This window comes from Burkholderia stabilis, assembly GCF_001742165.1.
Taxonomy (GTDB): domain Bacteria; phylum Pseudomonadota; class Gammaproteobacteria; order Burkholderiales; family Burkholderiaceae; genus Burkholderia; species Burkholderia stabilis.
On the sequence record NZ_CP016442.1, the window covers coordinates 493,289 to 508,463 of the forward strand.

Here is a 15,175-nt window from a genome sequence, read left to right on the forward strand (position 1 = left end):
GAATTCCTAATGAGACTAGATTGAAGATTCGTTGAATTCTTCGGGCGTGTAAGCCACGATCGCGAGCGCGTGAATGCCGCGCTGCATCGCATCAGCGAGCGCATCATACACCAGCCGGTGCCGCGCGACGCGTGGCTTGCCCGTGAAGGCGGCCGACACGATCGTGACCGTGAAGTGGCCGCCGGAGGCCGCGCCGGCGTGGCCCGCGTGCTGCGCGCTGTCGTCGCGCACGGTGAGCGACAGCGGCGCGAGCGACGCGGTGAGGCGCGCTTCGATCAGCGCGATGCGTTCGTCGGGCGACGCGTGGAGAAAGGCGTCCGTCATGTCACTCGTCCTTCAGGTATTTCGTGAGCCACAGGCTCTGCAGGATGATGAACACGACCATTGCGCCGGTCGTGCCGAACAGCTTGAAGTTCACCCATTGCGATTCGGTGAAGTTGTGCACCACGTAGAGGTTCGCGACGCCGAGCACCGCGAAGAACAGCGCCCATGCGACGTTCAGCTTGTCCCACACGGGGTGCGGCAGCGTGAGCTGCTTGCCCATCATCTTCTCGATCAGGTTGTTGCCGAACGCATAGCGCGCGGCAAGCAGCCCGACCGCAAACAGCCAGTACAGCACAGTCGGTTTCCATTGAATGAATTTCTCGTCATGCAGGACGAGGGTGGCGCCACCGAAAACGACGATCACGCCGAGGCTGACCCACAGCATCGTGTCGACCTTCCGGTGCCGGAAGGCGACCCAGGCGACCTGGGCCAGCGTCGCGACGATCGCGACGGCGGTGGCGGTGAAGATGCCCCAGACCTTGAAGGCGGCGAAAAACAGGATGATCGGAAACAGATCGAACAGGAATTTCATGGCGCTCGCAGCTGCGTGAAAGGCCGCTCGCGCGGCCTTTCACCGTTGTAGGGACCCGCCGGGCACCACCGTCGCGGATCGGGGCGGCCCGCCCGGAAGCTGGCCGCCCGGCGAGGGTCGCCTCGCCGATCCGCCCGGCGTCGCTCATTCGTTTTCGGGTCGGGACTCGAAGTTTAACGCAGCCGAATTGATGCAGTAGCGCAAACCGGTCTGGTCGCGCGGGCCATCCTCGAATACGTGGCCGAGATGCGCGCCGCAGTGGTTGCAACGGACCTCGACGCGCACCATGCCGTGCGAGTAATCGACCTTCTCGTCGATCACCTCGCCGTTGAGCGGCTTGAAGTAGCTGGGCCAGCCGCAGCCCGAGTGGAACTTGGCGCCGGATTCGAACAGCGGCGTGCTGCAGACGACGCATTTGTAGATGCCGGCGTCTTCGGTGTCGGTGTATTCGCCGGTGAACGCGCGCTCGGTCGCCGCATGCTGCGTGACCTCGTATTGCATCGGCGTGAGCCGGCGGCGCAGTTCGGCGTCGTCCTTCTCGTACGGGAAGGTCTTGTCGTCGGAATCGTGGGACATGTGGGGTTCTCCTGATCGGTCGGTACGGGCGGTTGGGGGCTTCAGGACGAGCAGCTCACTTCGAGCGACCCGGCCCAGTCGGGCGGCAACGCCGCGTAGGCTTCGTATTCCGGTTGCTCGTCGAACGGCCGGCGCAGCACCTGCGCGAGCCGCTCGACTTCCGAAAAATCCTTCTCCTTCGCGCGCCGGATCGCGACTTCGGCCAGATGGTTGCGCAGCACGTATTTCGGGTTCGCGCGATTCATCGCGGCCGCGCGTGCCGCGTCGTCGCGCGTTTCCTCCGACAGCCGTGCGCGGTAGAGGTTCGCCCAGGCGTCGAACGCGTCGCGGTCGATGAACAGGTCGCGTACGGGCGCGTCGCGGCTCGCGTCGTGCTTCGACAATTGCGCGAGGCGGCGGAACGTCAACGTGAAGTCCGCGCGGCTCGCATGCATCGTCTCGAGCAGCTTGTTCGCGAGTTCGGCGTCGTTCTCGCGCTCGAGCTCGAGGCCGAGCTTCGCGCGCATCGCGCGTTCGAGCGCGGGGCCGAAGCGTTCCGGAAATTTCGCGAGCACGGCCTGTGCGTCGTCCACCGCGCGCTCGGCGCGCGCGTCGTCGTCGGCGATGCCGTGCTGCAGCCCGATCAGCGGCAGAAGCGCCTGTGCGAGGCAATAGCAGTTCCAGTGCGCGATGCGCGGCTGCATCCGGTACGCGTAGCGGCCGCTGGTATCCGAGTGGTTGCAGATGTGGTTCGCATCGAACGCGTCGACGAAGCCGAACGGGCCGTAGTCGATCGTCACGCCGAGGATCGACATGTTGTCGGTGTTCATCACGCCGTGGCAGAAGCCGACGGCCTGCCAGTGCGCGACGAGGTCGGCCGTGCGCAGCGTCGCGGCCTCGAGCAGCGCGAGGTACGGATCGTCCGCTTCGCGACAGGCCGGATAGAAGCGGTCGATCACGTGATCGGCGAGCTGGCGCAGCAGGTCGGGGCGATCGTTCGAGAAGAAGTGCTCGAAGTGGCCGAAGCGCACGAAGCTCTCCGACACGCGCGTGACGACGGCCGACGTTTCGATTTCTTCGCGGACCACCGGCTGGTCGGAGCCGATCACCGTCAGCGCGCGCGTGGTCGGGATGCCGAGGTGATGCATCGCTTCCGAGCACAGGAATTCGCGGATCGACGAGCGCAGCACCGCGCGGCCGTCGCCCATGCGCGAATACGGCGTGCGGCCGCTGCCTTTCAGCTGCAGCTCGTAGCGGCGGCCGTCGGCGCCGGTGCGCTCGCCGATCGTCAGCGCGCGGCCGTCGCCGAGCTGGCCGGCCCACACGCCGAACTGGTGGCCGGAATACACCGATGCATACGGCATCGCGTTCGCGGGCCAGTCGCGCGTGGGGTTGCCGGCGAACAGTTCGGCGAACCCGGGTTGGGCGGCGATCGATGCCGGCAAGTCGAGCAACTGCGCGACCTCGTCGGAGAAGCCGACGACGTACGGCGCGGCAAGCGGCGCGGCCGGCAGCCGCGTATGAAACGCGTCGCCGAGCCGGACAAACGCGCCTTCGGCGGGCGCGCCAAGCGTGGCGGCGAGATCGGGGAGGGTGTCAGCCGTATCGGCTGCGCTTCGGGAAAACGACATGTTGAGCGCCTCTGGGTAAGCCGATATTGTAAGGCGGCGCCGCGCCGCCCGCATGGTGGCCCGCGCACCGTGCGTCACGCCCGTCCGGGCCGCTGACGGGCGTACGCAAGGGCTGTTTCCCTATGGGCAATTTCGGGCATTCCCCCGGCAGGACCGGTGAATTCGGGGTTGCCGCGAGAACCGCCGCTCGCCGCATCGTGCCGTTTGCGAATACGCTGCCGTATTCGCGGCGGCGTACGCGTCGCGAACGGCCGTTGTCGCGGCGAAGCGTGCGTGTTCCATAGGGAAGCAGCCGCCGGGCTGATCACCGATTCGCGTCCTTCCGGGAGAACAAGACGATGGGTAAGCCGTTGCTGGGCCAGATGATGGACATGCCGCTGCTGGTGTCTTCGCTGATCGCGCATGCCGCGCGTCACGCGGGCGATACGGAGATCGTGTCGAAGCGCATCGAGGGCGATGTACATCGCTATACGTATCGCGACTGCGAACGGCGCGCGAAGCAGCTCGCGCAGGCGCTCGCGCGGCTCGGCGTCGAATCCGGCGACCGTGTCGGCACGCTGGCGTGGAACGGCTACCGGCATCTGGAAGCGTATTACGGGATCGGCGGGATGGGCGCGGTATGCCACACGATCAACCCGCGCCTGTTTCCCGAGCAGATCGCGTACATCGTCAATCACGCGGAGGACCTCTACGTCCTCTTCGACATCAATTTCGCGCCGCTGATCGACGCGATCGCGCCGCAGTGCCCGCACGTGAAAGGCTGGATCGCGATGACGGACGCCGCGCACCTGCCGTCCGGCGCGACACCGCTGCTCTGCTACGAAATGCTCGTCGAAGCGGAGGACGGCCGCTACGACTGGCCGCGTCTCGACGAACAGCAGGCGTCGGGGCTCTGCTACACGTCGGGCACGACCGGCAACCCGAAGGGTGTGCTGTATTCGCACCGCTCGACCGTGCTGCACGCGTACGGCGCCGCGCTGCCCGACGCGATGAACCTGTCCGCGATGGATGCCGTGCTGCCCGTCGTGCCGATGTTCCACGTCAACGCGTGGGGGCTGCCGTACGCGGTGCCGCTCACGGGCGGCAAGCTGGTGCTACCCGGCAAGGACCTCGACGGCAAATCGCTGTACGAGCTGATGGAGGCCGAGCGCGTGACGTTCTCCGCGGGCGTGCCGACCGTGTGGCTCGGCCTGCTCAACTACATGCGCGAAGCCGGCGTGCGTTTCTCGACACTGAACCGCACGGTGATCGGCGGCTCCGCGTGCCCGCCCGCGATGCTGCGCACGTTCGAGGACGAATACGGCGTGCGCGTGATCCACGCATGGGGCATGACCGAACTGTCGCCGCTCGGCACGCTCGCGAAGCTCAACTGGGCTCAGTCGCAGCGGCCGCTCGACGCGCAGCGCCGCCTGCTCGAGAAGCAGGGGCGCGTGATCTGCGGCGTCGACATGCGCATCGTCGGCGAGGACGGCCGCGAATTGCCGTGGGACGGCGTCGCGTTCGGCGAACTGCAGGTGCGCGGGCCGTGGGTGATCGACCACTACTTTCGCGGCGACGCGTCGCCGCTGTCGGACGGCTGGTTCCCGACCGGCGACGTCGCGACGATCGACCCCGACGGTTTCCTGCAGATCACCGACCGCAGCAAGGACGTGATCAAGTCCGGCGGCGAGTGGATCAGCTCGATCGACATCGAGAACGTCGCGATCGCGCACCCGGGTGTGGCCGAGGCTGCGTGCATCGCGTGCGCGCACCCCAAATGGACCGAGCGCCCGTTGCTCGTGGTGGTGCCGCGCGAAGGCGCGAACCTGAATCGCGACACGCTGCTCGCGTTCTACGAAGGCAAGGTCGCGAAATGGTGGATCCCCGACGACGTCGTGTTCGTCGAATCGCTGCCGCACACCGCGACCGGCAAGCTGCAGAAGCTGAAGCTGCGCGAGACGTTCCGCGATTACGTGCTGCCGACGGCGACGGTCGAGCCGTAACGCTGGCGCCGGGCCGGCAACGGCCCGCGATCCGGTCGCCCGATCCGTCCCCGGATCGGGAACAAAATTCAAATTGAACGATCGTGCTTTTTCGTTGTATGCTGCCTCCGTTCGATCAGGACATGCGGCTGTTCGACCGCGCACAATGAAGCGCAGCCACCCCGGCGCGCGATGCATGGAGGCAGGCAGAGATGGCAGTGGATTACTCGACTCGCGACGGCGTGGCCGTCCTTACGCTCAACAATCCGCCCGTCAACGGGCTCGGCCTGTCGACCCGGCTCGGCATCATGGACGCGCTCGATCGCGCCGCGCAGGATCCGTCGGTCACGGCGATCGTGCTGACGGGCGCGGGCCGCGCATTCTCGGGCGGCGCCGACATCACCGAATTCAATACGCCGAAGGCGCTGCAGGAGCCGACGCTGCACACCGTGATCCGCGCGGTGGAGGCGAGCGCGAAGCCGGTCGTCGCGGCGCTGCACAGCGTCGTGATGGGCGGCGGCCTCGAGCTCGCGCTCGGTGCGCATTACCGTATCGCGGCGCCGGGTGCGCAGGTCGCGCTGCCCGAAGTGAAGCTCGGCCTGCTGCCGGGCGCGGGCGGCACGCAGCGCCTGCCGCGCGCGGTCGGGCTCGAAACCGCGCTGAACATGATCGTGTCGGGCGCGCCGGTGCCGTCCGAGCAACTCGCGAAGAGCGGGCTGTTCGACGAAATGGCCGATGGCGACCTGCTCGACGCGGCCGTCGCGTTCGCGCGCAAGGTCGGCGCGCAGGCCGGGCCGCATCCGCGCGTGCGCGATCGCAAGATCGTCCACGAAAACGCCGCGGGCTTCATCCAGTTCGCGCGCAATTCCGCACAGGCCGCCGCGCCGAATTTCCCCGCGCCGCACAAGTGCATCGACGCGATCGAGGCCGGCGTGCTGAACGGCTTCGACAAGGGCAGCGTCGCTGAGCGCGAGGGTTTCGTCGCGCTGATGATGACGCCGGAAAGCCGCGCGCTGCGGCATGCGTTCTTCGGCGAGCGCGCCGCGAGCAAGATCCCCGACGTGCCGTCCGATACGCCGCTGCGCGAGATCCGCCGCGTCGGCGTGATCGGCGCGGGCACGATGGGCGGCGGGATCGCGATGAACTTCGTCAACGCGGGCCTGCCCGTCACGCTGCTCGAGACGAAGCAGGACGCGCTCGAGCGCGGCATCGCGACGATCCGCAAGAACTACGACGCGCAGGTGAAGAAGGGCAAGCTCACGCAGGAGAAGCTCGACGCGCGCATGGCGCTGATCACGCCGACGCTGTCCTACGACGACCTGAAGGATGCCGACCTGATCGTCGAGGCCGTGTTCGAGGAACTCGGCGTGAAGGAGCAGGTGTTCAAGAAGCTCGACGAAGTCGCGAAACCGGGCGCGATCCTCGCGTCGAACACGTCGACGCTCGACGTCGACAAGATCGCGGCGTTCACGAAGCGTCCGCAGGACGTCGTCGGCATGCACTTCTTCAGCCCGGCGAACGTGATGAAGCTGCTCGAGGTCGTGCGCGGCGCGCAGACCGCGAAGGACGTGCTCGCGACCGTGATGGCGGTGGCGAAGAAGATCCGCAAGACGGCCGTCGTGTCGGGCGTATGCGACGGATTCATCGGCAACCGGATGATCGAGCAGTACATCCGCCAGGCGCTCTTCATGCTCGAGGAAGGCGCGCTGCCCGCGCAGGTCGATCGCGCGATCGAGAAGTTCGGTTTCGCGATGGGGCCGTTCCGGATGAGCGACCTCGCCGGCAACGACATCGGCTGGGCGATCCGCAAGCGCCGCTACGTCGAGAAGCCCGATCTGCAGTATTCGAAGATCGCCGACCGCCTGTGCGAGCAGGGCCGATTCGGCCAGAAGACGGGCGCCGGCTGGTACGACTACGTGCCGGGCGAGCGCAAGGCGAAGCCGTCGTCGCTCGTCGACGAGATGGTCGTCGCGTATTCGAAGGAGCGTGGCGTCGAGCGGCGCAAGATCGGCGACGACGAGATCGTCGAGCGGCTGGTGTTCGCGCTCGTCAACGAAGGCGCGAAGATCCTCGAGGAGAAGATCGCGTCGAAGGCGTCCGACATCGACATGGTCTACCTGACCGGCTACGGCTTCCCGCTGTGGCGCGGCGGCCCGATGCTGTACGCGGACGTGGTCGGCCTCTACAACGTCGAGCGCGCGATTCGCCGTTACGCGGCTGCGCCGAACGGCGACGCATGGCAGCTCGCGCCGTCGATTGCGGAGCTGGCGAAGGCCGGCCGCGGGTTCAACGGCTGACGGCACCGCACGGCGGCGCGACCGATTTCCCCAGGAGAAACGCGATGAAACGCACCGACGACGTACTGCTCGTGATCGACGTGCAATACGACTTCATGCCGGGCGGCGCGCTCGCGGTGCCCGACGGCGATGCCGTCGTGCCGGTGATCAACGCGCTCGCGCAACGCTTCGACCAGGTCGTGCTGACGCAGGACTGGCACCCGCGCGACCACGTGTCGTTCGCGGCGAACCATCCGGGCCGCGAGCCGTTTTCCACGCTCACGCTGCCGTACGGCGAGCAGGTGCTGTGGCCCGTGCATTGCGTGCAGGACACCGACGGCGCGGCGCTGCATCGCGATCTCGACATCCCGCACGCGCGGCTCGTGATCCGCAAGGGCGGCGACGCGCAGGTCGACAGCTATTCCGCGTTCGTCGAAGCCGACCGCACGACGCGTACGGGGCTCGCGGGGTATCTGCGCGAGCTTGGCGCGAAGCGCGTGTGGTGCTGCGGGCTTGCGACCGACTATTGCGTCGCGTGGTCGGCGCTCGATGCGCGCGCGGCCGGTTTCGAAGCCGCGGTAATCAACGATGCGTGCCGCGCAATCGACCTGAACGGGTCGCTCGCGCACGCATGGCAGCAGATGCAGGCAGCGGGCGTCGCACATGTGACGTCCGCGGGCGCGCGCCCGGCGGCGTAGCGCATTCCCTATCCGAGATTCAGGACATGAAGCAGGACCGAAGGAGACTCGCATGACCGAAGCCGTAATCGTATCGACCGCACGTACGCCGCTCGCGAAATCCTGGCGCGGCGCCTTCAACATGACGCACGGCGCGACGCTCGGCGGCCACGTGGTCGCCGCCGCGCTCGAACGCGCGAAGCTCGACCCCGCGCGCGTCGAGGACGTCATCATGGGCTGTGCGAACCCCGAAGGCGCGACCGGCGCCAACATCGCGCGGCAGATCGCGCTGCGCGCGGGGCTGCCCGTCAGCGTGCCGGGGATGACGGTGAACCGGTTCTGTTCGTCGGGGCTGCAGACCATCGCGCTGGCCGCGCAACGGATCATCGCGGGCGAAGGCGAGGTGTATGTCGCGGGCGGCGTCGAATCGATCTCGTGCGTGCAGAACGAGATGAATCGCCACATGATCCAGGAAGGCTGGCTCGTCGAGCACAAGCCCGAGATCTACTGGAACATGCTGCAGACGGCCGAAAACGTCGCGAAGCGCTACGGCATCGCGAAGGAGCGTCAGGACGAGTACGGTGCGCGCTCGCAGCTGCGCGCCGCGGCCGCGCAGGAAGCAGGCCTCTTTCGCGACGAGATCGTGCCGATCACCGTGCGCGCCGGTATCGCCGACAAGGCGACGGGCCGCCTGTTCACGAAGGAAGTGACGGTATCGGCCGACGAAGGCATCCGCCCCGACACGACGCTCGAAGGCGTATCGAAGATTCGTTCGGCGGTGCCGGGCGGCGTGATCACTGCCGGCAACGCGAGCCAGTTCTCGGACGGCGCGTCGGCGTGCGTCGTGATGAGCGCCGCTGCCGCGCAGCGCGAAGGGCTGCAGCCGCTGGGCGTGTTTCGCGGCTTCGCGGTGGCCGGCTGCGAGCCGGACGAGATGGGCATCGGCCCGGTGTTCGCGGTGCCGAAGCTGCTGAAGCAGGCGGGGCTGAAGGTCGACGACATCGGCTTGTGGGAACTGAACGAAGCGTTCGCGGTGCAGGTGCTGTACTGCCGCGACACGCTCGGGATTCCTGATGACCGCCTGAACGTGAACGGCGGCGCGATCGCGGTCGGCCATCCGTACGGCGTGTCGGGTGCGCGCCTGACCGGCCATGCGTTGATCGAAGGCAAGCGGCGCGGCGTGAAGTACGTGGTCGTCACGATGTGCATCGGCGGCGGGCAGGGCGCGGCCGGCCTGTTCGAAATCGTCTGATTTTTTTCGCCGGTGTTTTGGCCGGTAGCGGCCGCGGTTTCGCTTCGGCGAGGCCGGCGGCCGCAAGTCGAATCGGCGCGGCCGCGCCGCGATTCGAAACGAACGGGAAGCAAAGGGCATGCACCCGGCAATGCCGTTTCCCCTTACTTGTCAAACAAATTGCCCCACCTATACTTGCTCTGACATTTGCCTTTCGGCACGATGGGCCGGACCGCGCGTCGCGCGATCCGTGCCGCGAAGGTTCGAACCAACGCAGCAGACCGACCGGGGACCGAATGAGTACGACCTATGCAGCCGGGGAGCCGCCGCGCGTCGTCAGCGCAGCCGCGAGGCTTTACGCGAAATGTCTGCTGATCGGATTCGCGTTGCTGCCCGCGTATCTGATTGTCTATCTGTGGTTCTTCAGCGACCCGCACGTCGTGTTCGAGAGCCATGCGTTCCATGAAATCGCGATCGCGGCCGCCACGCTCGAGGGCGCGTTCGTCACCTACGTGACATGGGTGTGCTACCGGTCGTCCGGCGAGCCGCTGTTGCGCTGGCTGACACTCGGCTTTCTCGGTTTCGCGATGATCTATGCGCTGCACGGTGCCTTCACCGGGATGGCGCACCACAATATCTGGCTGTTCCTGCTGTACGGGCCCGCGTCGCGGCTCGTGATGTCGATCCTGCTGCTCACGGGACTGCTGTCGTATTCGCGTCCGCCCGATCGCCTCGACAAGCGTACGAGTGCGCGGACGTGGCTGCCGTGGATCGTGTTCTTCGTGGCCGTCAACGTGGCGGTGGCGTACCTCGCGTATTCGCCGGTCGCGGGCGCGCTGGGCACGCGGCTGTCGATGGAGGGCGGCGCGCTCGTGTTCTCGCTGCTGAACGTCGCCATGCTGCTCGCGCGGCGGATCCGCTCGCCGCTGATGGTGATCTACGGCGTGTCGATCATGGCGTTCGCGCTGTCGTCGCTCGCGTTCATTCTCGGCAAGCCGTGGAACCACATGTGGTGGCTCGCACACGCGATTTTCGCGGGCGGCTTCTTCCTGCTGAGCTACGGCGTCGTGCAGGCGCTGCAGACGACGCGTTCGTTTTCCGCGATCTACAGCCAGGAAGACCTGATGAGCCGGCTGTCGGAATCGATGGCGCGCACCGAGAGCGCGTTGCAGGAGCTGCGGCGCACGAACCAGAAGCTCGAGTACATGGCCGCGACCGATCCGATGACGGGCGCGTCGAACCGGCGGCAGTTCATCGCGCAGGTCGAGCGCGAGATGGTGCGGGCCGAGCGCGACGGCACGCCGTTCTGCCTGCTCGCGCTCGATCTCGACAATTTCAAGAACATCAACGATGCGTACGGGCACCAGATCGGCGACGAGGTGCTGCGCGGCGTCGTCCGTCAATGCCTCGAGGCGATTCGCCCGGCAGGCGGGCTTGCGCGGGTCGGCGGCGAGGAGTTCATGGCGCTGTTGCCGGAGATGCCGCTCGAAGGCGCGCGCATGACGGCCGAGCGCGTGCGCTCCTCGATCGCGAGTTCGCCGTTCGGGCTCGATTTCAAGCGCGTGCAGGTGACGGTCAGCGTCGGCGTCGCGCAATACGGCGTCGACGGCAGCACGGTCGACGCGCTGCTGCGCGTGGTCGACGAGCGGCTGTACCAGGCGAAGCGGGAAGGGCGGAACCGGGTCGTGTCGCGGTGACGCGGGCGCGGACGGGACGCACGGCGCGCGGCCCGTCGGAATCCGCCGCCTAGGCCGCGAGCAACGGCGGAATCGCCGCCAGCACCGCATCGATGGCCACCCGCAGCTTGTGCGGCAGGAACCGCGTGGCGGGCCACACCACATGCATCGGCGTGCCGCCCGACGACGCGTGGTCGAGCACGCGCACCAGCGCCCCCGTGCGCAACGCGTCGCACACGAGCCATTCGGGTAGGTGAACGAGCCCCGCGCCGCGCTGGGCGGCCGCGAGCAGGCTGTCGATGTCGTCGAAGCCGAGCCGGTACGACAGCGCGGGCTGCACGACGCGGCCGTCCGGCCCCGCCAGCGTCCACGGATTCGCGCGGCCGCCGCGCAGGTAGACGATGCAGCGATGTGCGGCGAGTTCGTCGGTACTGCGCGGCGTGCCTCGCGCGCGCAGATACGCGGGCGACGCGCAGACCGCCATCGACTGGGTGCCGAGCGGGCGCGCGATCAGCGTATCGCTGTCGGGTAGCGCGCCGCTGCGAATGGCGAGATCGACACCTTCGTCCGCGAAGTCGACGACGCGATCGGTGAAATGCCCTTCGACCTGCAGTTGCGGATGCTGCTCCGCCAGATCGAGCAGCAGCGGCGTCACGTGATGACGGCCGAACACGACGGGCGCGCTCACGCGAATCCGCCCGGCGGCCTCGCTGCGGCCGGCTTCGAGCATGTGCTGGGCGGCATCGAGTTCCTCCAGCGCCTGCGCGCACCGTTCGTAGAACGCGTGGCCGTCGTCGGTCAGCGCGAGGCTGCGCGTGGTCCGCACGAACAGCCGCGTCCCGAGCCGCGCTTCGAGCCGGCCGATTGCCTTGCCGACTGCCGAGCGCGTTTGTCCGAGCCGGGCGGCTGCCTGCGCGAAACTGCCGGCGTCGACGGCCGCGACGAACGCGCTGATGCCGGCCAGCCTGTCGGGCGAGATTGGTTCCATTTTGTCTACGATAGGTCGATAAAATCGCGCCACATGGCGGCTACAGGAATCATTATCCTGCGAACTCCCTGTTTTCGTTATCGGAGTCGCCATGTCGTCACTCATGCATCGCTGGCAATCGCCGGCTTTCGGTCGTCAACACCTGCAGCTTGCGCCCGTGCCCGTTCCGGTGCCGGGCGCGCGCGACGTGCTGGTGCGCGTGGACGCCGTCGCGCTGAACTATCGCGACCTGCTGGTGCTGCGCGACGGGATGGGGATGGCCGTGCCGTTTCCGCTGGTGCCCGGTTCGGACATGCGCGGCGAGGTCGTCGCGACCGGGGCCGACGTGGCGGATTTCGCGCCGGGCGATGCGGTGATCAGCACGTTCTTCACCGGCTGGCAGGACGGCATCCAGCCGCGCGGCAGCGTGCCGCTCGGCGTGCCGGGGCCGGGGATGCTGTCGGAGTATGTGGTGCTCGGCGCTGATTCACTGGTGGCCGCACCGCGCACGCTCGACGCGGCGCAGGCCAGCACGCTCACCTGCGCCGGGCTGACCGCGTGGTATGCGCTGGCCGATGCGTCGACGACGCGGCCGGGCGATACGGTGGTCGTGATCGGCACGGGCGGCGTCGCGCTGTTCGCCGTGCAGATCGCCCATGCACAGGGCGCGCGCGTGATCGTCGTGTCGGGCAGCGACGAGAAGCTCGAGCGCGCGAAGCGGCTCGGCGCGCACGACGGGATCAACCGTTCACGCACGCCGGACTGGGCCGCGGAAGTGCGCGCGCTGACCGGCGGGCGCGGTGCCGATCACGTGCTGGAACTCGCGGGCGCGGACAATTTCGGGCGTTCGCTGTCGTCGCTCGTGCAGGGCGGCCGCGTGTCGGTGATCGGCAATCTGGGCGGCGACGCACTGACGACGTCCGTGTATCCGCTGCTGACGGGGCGCGCGACCGTGCAGGGGATCGGCGTCGCGCACCGCCGCGCGCTCGAGGATCTCGTGCGTGCGGTGGACTGGCTGAAGCTGAAGCCGGTGATCGAGCACGAGTACGCGTTCGATGCGCTGCCGGCCGCGCTCGACCATCTCGAACGCGGCGCATTCGGCAAGGTGGTCGTGCGGATGCGCTGAGCGATGCCGCATGCGCCGAAGCCCGCGGTTTCGGCGCATGACCGGTGCGATGCTGCACTATCGCGCCGCGACGGCCGCCGCCGGGCCGGTCGGCTGCGCGTCCTGCATGCGCTGCGACGCCTGCCACCAGTATTTGCCCGCGCGCTGCTGCGGATCGCGGATCGCGAGATACGTCGTGCTCCAGAGCTGCGCCGCGTTGGCTTCGGTGGCGTCTGCGCTGCGCGTGCCGAACGCATCGGTCTGGTATTGCCCGTTCACGTAGGACCACGTCCACATCTCCGACGTGCGCATGTCGCGCCCGTTCGAGATCACCTGCCAGATCGTTTGCCGCGCCTGCCCGAGCAGCGCGCGCGTCGTGGCCGACAAGTCTTGGCGCGCGAGCTGGCGATCGAGCCCGGCCACCCACATCGCCTGCTGCCACGACCAGATCACCGTGCCGTGATACGCGGAGCTCGTGAACTTCGGCCACAGCGACGGGCTCGCATACGCGGGGTTCGCGATCAGCATGCCGGCATCGGTCACGAGCCCGGTCGGGAATGGCCGCGTGACGTCGGCGACGATCCGCTGAAGCTCGTCCTCCGGCGGTGTGCCGAACAGCAGCGCGAACCCGCCGTCGGAATTCATCACCGGTACGGGCTTGCCCTGCTGGTCGAGCGACAGCGCGTAGAACGTCAGCGGCGCGCCGGGCGCGGCACCGGCCGGCACGCCGGCGGACGGCGCATAGGCCGATACGTCGGTAGCCGCCTGCGCGGCCGGCACGCTGACCTGGAACAGCGGCGGCGCCTGCGTTTCCCACGCGGCGGCTTCGTTGGCCGTGTTGGCGAGCGTCGCGCGCTGTCCGGCATCGAGGTACGGATCGAGCAGGCCGCGCGTGAGGAACGCATTCGCTGCACGCAGCGCGGCCGGCACGAGCACCGCGTTCACGTCGTACGGGTAGACGCCGCCGCCGAGCCCGTCGGTGCTGTCGCGCCAGTTGCCGACGATCTCGCCGGGCCGCAGGTGGATCAGGTTCGCGACCGACGGCTGTTGTGCGAACGGTTGCGCGGTCGTTGCAACGTGCAGCAGGTTGACGACCAGGCGGCTGCCGTTGGTCTGCCCGTCGCTGCCGCGCTGCGCCAGGTACGCGGCAGCGCGTGCCTGGCCGCGCGGATCGTCGACCAGCCACGCGGCCGCGATCGGCGCGAGCAGGTAGTCGCTGTCGATCATCTTGTAGTCGTAGGTCGGGCTCGGATCGTTCGGCCGCCCGTTCTTCTGGTTGTCGACCAGCGCGAATTCGCCGATGCCTTCCTCGTGGGCGACCTTGCCGTCGACCGACAGCCGGCTCAGCACCGACGACAACCCGGCCTCGATCGCCGCGGGTGCGAGCACCGGCATCAGCATGCGGACCGAGATCAGCGTGTCGCGGCCGAAGTACGTGTCGTATTGCCACGAGCCGGCCAGCAGCTTGTCGTGGAAGCTGAGGAATTCGAGGACGTTCTGGCTTACCGGATCGGGGTTCACGGACGGCGCGAGCAGGTCGGCGCGCGTGATCGGCGACAACGGCGTTTCGCCCGACAGCGCATCGACATGCAGCTTCAGCGTGCGTGCGCCCGCCGGCGCGCTCAGCACGAGCTTGCCGCCCGCTGCCGGCGCGATGCTGCCGCCGTCGCGCAGTGTGATGCGCAGCGCATAGCCGGGCGCGCCGTCGATCCGGTCGCGCTGCCATTGCGCGGTGCTGCCCTGGACGGCCGGCGCCGCGATGATCTGCTGCGGGATCGTGGCGCCGCCGTTGAAGTCGCGCAGGAAGCGCACGTTGCTGAGCACACCCTGGCGGATCGTCAGCGTATGGGTGTCGACCGACACGTCGGCGCCGATGCCGTACAGCGGGCGACCATGCGTGTCAGGCGCCGACAGCGCGGACGGCGGCGTGTCGAGGCTCCAGTTCACTGGCTGCGCGGTGTCGTCGAACCACAGCCCGGTGCCGCTGTTGCCGGCGGGGAACACCACGAGCAGGCGCGGTTTCGTCGACGAGCGCGCGAGCAGGTGCGCGGCCACCTTGTCCTGCCGGAAGAACGCGTTGATCTGGCCGCCGGTGTCCATGCGGAAAGCCAGCGCGGCACTGGAGGGCGACGTGCTGCTCGACTGGACGTCGTCGTCGTTGCAGGCCGCGAGCAGGGCGGCGCAGACGAACCCGAGACACAGCGACTTCGCAAGGCGATGCATGTTGACGTCCCTCCTGA

12 protein-coding genes are annotated in these 15,175 nt (G+C 68.1%); 6 read left to right on the forward strand and 6 right to left on the reverse strand.

Annotated elements, in window-relative coordinates; translation table 11 throughout:
• Positions 1–15: 15 nt before the first annotated feature.
• The 4 genes from BBJ41_RS02395 to BBJ41_RS02410 form a co-directional block, all read right to left on the reverse strand.
• A complete protein-coding gene (locus tag BBJ41_RS02395; protein ID WP_069745153.1) occupies positions 16–324 on the reverse strand; it encodes a BolA family protein in 309 nt (102 codons plus the stop codon).
• A 1-nt stretch (position 325) separates the two neighbouring features.
• Entirely contained in the window at positions 326–856 is a 531-nt protein-coding gene (locus tag BBJ41_RS02400; protein WP_069745154.1) for a septation protein A, read from the reverse strand.
• Positions 857–1,000: 144 nt separating this feature from the next.
• Positions 1,001–1,432 (reverse strand): peptide-methionine (R)-S-oxide reductase MsrB, encoded by a 432-nt coding sequence (gene msrB / locus BBJ41_RS02405; protein WP_069745155.1) that lies wholly within the window; start codon positions 1,430–1,432, stop codon positions 1,001–1,003.
• A gap of 41 nt (positions 1,433–1,473) precedes the next feature.
• Positions 1,474–3,042 carry a protein adenylyltransferase SelO gene (locus tag BBJ41_RS02410; RefSeq protein WP_069745156.1) on the reverse strand — a complete coding sequence of 523 codons (1,569 nt, stop codon included), beginning with the start codon at positions 3,040–3,042 and terminating at the stop codon, positions 1,474–1,476.
• A gap of 338 nt (positions 3,043–3,380) precedes the next feature.
• Between BBJ41_RS02410 and BBJ41_RS02415 the strand changes: the two genes are divergently transcribed.
• The 5 genes from BBJ41_RS02415 (at position 3,381) to BBJ41_RS02435 (ending at position 10,884) form a co-directional block, all read left to right on the forward strand.
• Positions 3,381–5,024: a 3-(methylthio)propionyl-CoA ligase gene (locus BBJ41_RS02415; RefSeq protein WP_069745157.1), complete on the forward strand. Its 1,644-nt coding sequence runs from the start codon at positions 3,381–3,383 to the stop codon at positions 5,022–5,024.
• 191 nt (positions 5,025–5,215) lie between these two features.
• A complete protein-coding gene (locus BBJ41_RS02420) occupies positions 5,216–7,300 on the forward strand; it encodes a 3-hydroxyacyl-CoA dehydrogenase NAD-binding domain-containing protein (RefSeq protein ID WP_069745158.1) in 2,085 nt (694 codons plus the stop codon).
• 44 nt (positions 7,301–7,344) lie between these two features.
• The gene (pncA, locus tag BBJ41_RS02425; RefSeq protein WP_069745159.1) at positions 7,345–7,977 is read left to right on the forward strand and encodes a bifunctional nicotinamidase/pyrazinamidase; all 633 of its coding nucleotides are present in this window, start codon (positions 7,345–7,347) and stop codon (positions 7,975–7,977) included.
• A gap of 52 nt (positions 7,978–8,029) precedes the next feature.
• A complete protein-coding gene (locus BBJ41_RS02430; RefSeq protein WP_069745160.1) occupies positions 8,030–9,208 on the forward strand; it encodes an acetyl-CoA C-acyltransferase in 1,179 nt (392 codons plus the stop codon).
• Between the two features lie 275 nt (positions 9,209–9,483).
• On the forward strand, positions 9,484–10,884 hold the full coding sequence (locus tag BBJ41_RS02435) for a GGDEF domain-containing protein (protein WP_069745161.1): 1,401 nt from the start codon (positions 9,484–9,486) through the stop codon (positions 10,882–10,884).
• A 49-nt stretch (positions 10,885–10,933) separates the two neighbouring features.
• On the opposite strand, the gene BBJ41_RS02440 is transcribed toward BBJ41_RS02435, so the two are convergent.
• Positions 10,934–11,851, reverse strand: a complete 918-nt coding sequence (locus BBJ41_RS02440) for a LysR family transcriptional regulator (RefSeq protein ID WP_069745162.1) — start codon at positions 11,849–11,851, stop codon at positions 10,934–10,936.
• 91 nt (positions 11,852–11,942) lie between these two features.
• Here BBJ41_RS02440 and BBJ41_RS02445 point away from each other — a divergent pair, with 91 nt between their 5' ends.
• Entirely contained in the window at positions 11,943–12,956 is a 1,014-nt protein-coding gene (locus BBJ41_RS02445; protein ID WP_175972687.1) for a zinc-dependent alcohol dehydrogenase family protein, read from the forward strand.
• Between the two features lie 57 nt (positions 12,957–13,013).
• Here BBJ41_RS02445 and BBJ41_RS02450 read toward each other — a convergent pair whose 3' ends face one another.
• Positions 13,014–15,158, reverse strand: coding sequence for a hypothetical protein (locus BBJ41_RS02450; protein ID WP_069745164.1), 2,145 nt, complete (start codon positions 15,156–15,158; stop codon positions 13,014–13,016).
• Between the last annotated feature and the right edge of the window lie 17 nt (positions 15,159–15,175).

Coding starts and splice junctions, on each gene's coding strand:
- BBJ41_RS02445 (WP_175972687.1), top strand. CDS start 11,943: ATGTCGTCACTCATGCATCGCTGGCAATCGCCGGCTTTCGGTCGTCAA.
- BBJ41_RS02395 (WP_069745153.1), bottom strand. CDS start 324: ATGACGGACGCCTTTCTCCACGCGTCGCCCGACGAACGCATCGCGCTG.
- msrB (WP_069745155.1), bottom strand. CDS start 1,432: ATGTCCCACGATTCCGACGACAAGACCTTCCCGTACGAGAAGGACGAC.
- BBJ41_RS02435 (WP_069745161.1), top strand. CDS start 9,484: ATGAGTACGACCTATGCAGCCGGGGAGCCGCCGCGCGTCGTCAGCGCA.
- BBJ41_RS02450 (WP_069745164.1), bottom strand. CDS start 15,158: ATGCATCGCCTTGCGAAGTCGCTGTGTCTCGGGTTCGTCTGCGCCGCC.
- BBJ41_RS02415 (WP_069745157.1), top strand. CDS start 3,381: ATGGGTAAGCCGTTGCTGGGCCAGATGATGGACATGCCGCTGCTGGTG.
- pncA (WP_069745159.1), top strand. CDS start 7,345: ATGAAACGCACCGACGACGTACTGCTCGTGATCGACGTGCAATACGAC.
- BBJ41_RS02410 (WP_069745156.1), bottom strand. CDS start 3,042: ATGTCGTTTTCCCGAAGCGCAGCCGATACGGCTGACACCCTCCCCGAT.
- BBJ41_RS02400 (WP_069745154.1), bottom strand. CDS start 856: ATGAAATTCCTGTTCGATCTGTTTCCGATCATCCTGTTTTTCGCCGCC.
- BBJ41_RS02420 (WP_069745158.1), top strand. CDS start 5,216: ATGGCAGTGGATTACTCGACTCGCGACGGCGTGGCCGTCCTTACGCTC.
- BBJ41_RS02440 (WP_069745162.1), bottom strand. CDS start 11,851: ATGGAACCAATCTCGCCCGACAGGCTGGCCGGCATCAGCGCGTTCGTC.
- BBJ41_RS02430 (WP_069745160.1), top strand. CDS start 8,030: ATGACCGAAGCCGTAATCGTATCGACCGCACGTACGCCGCTCGCGAAA.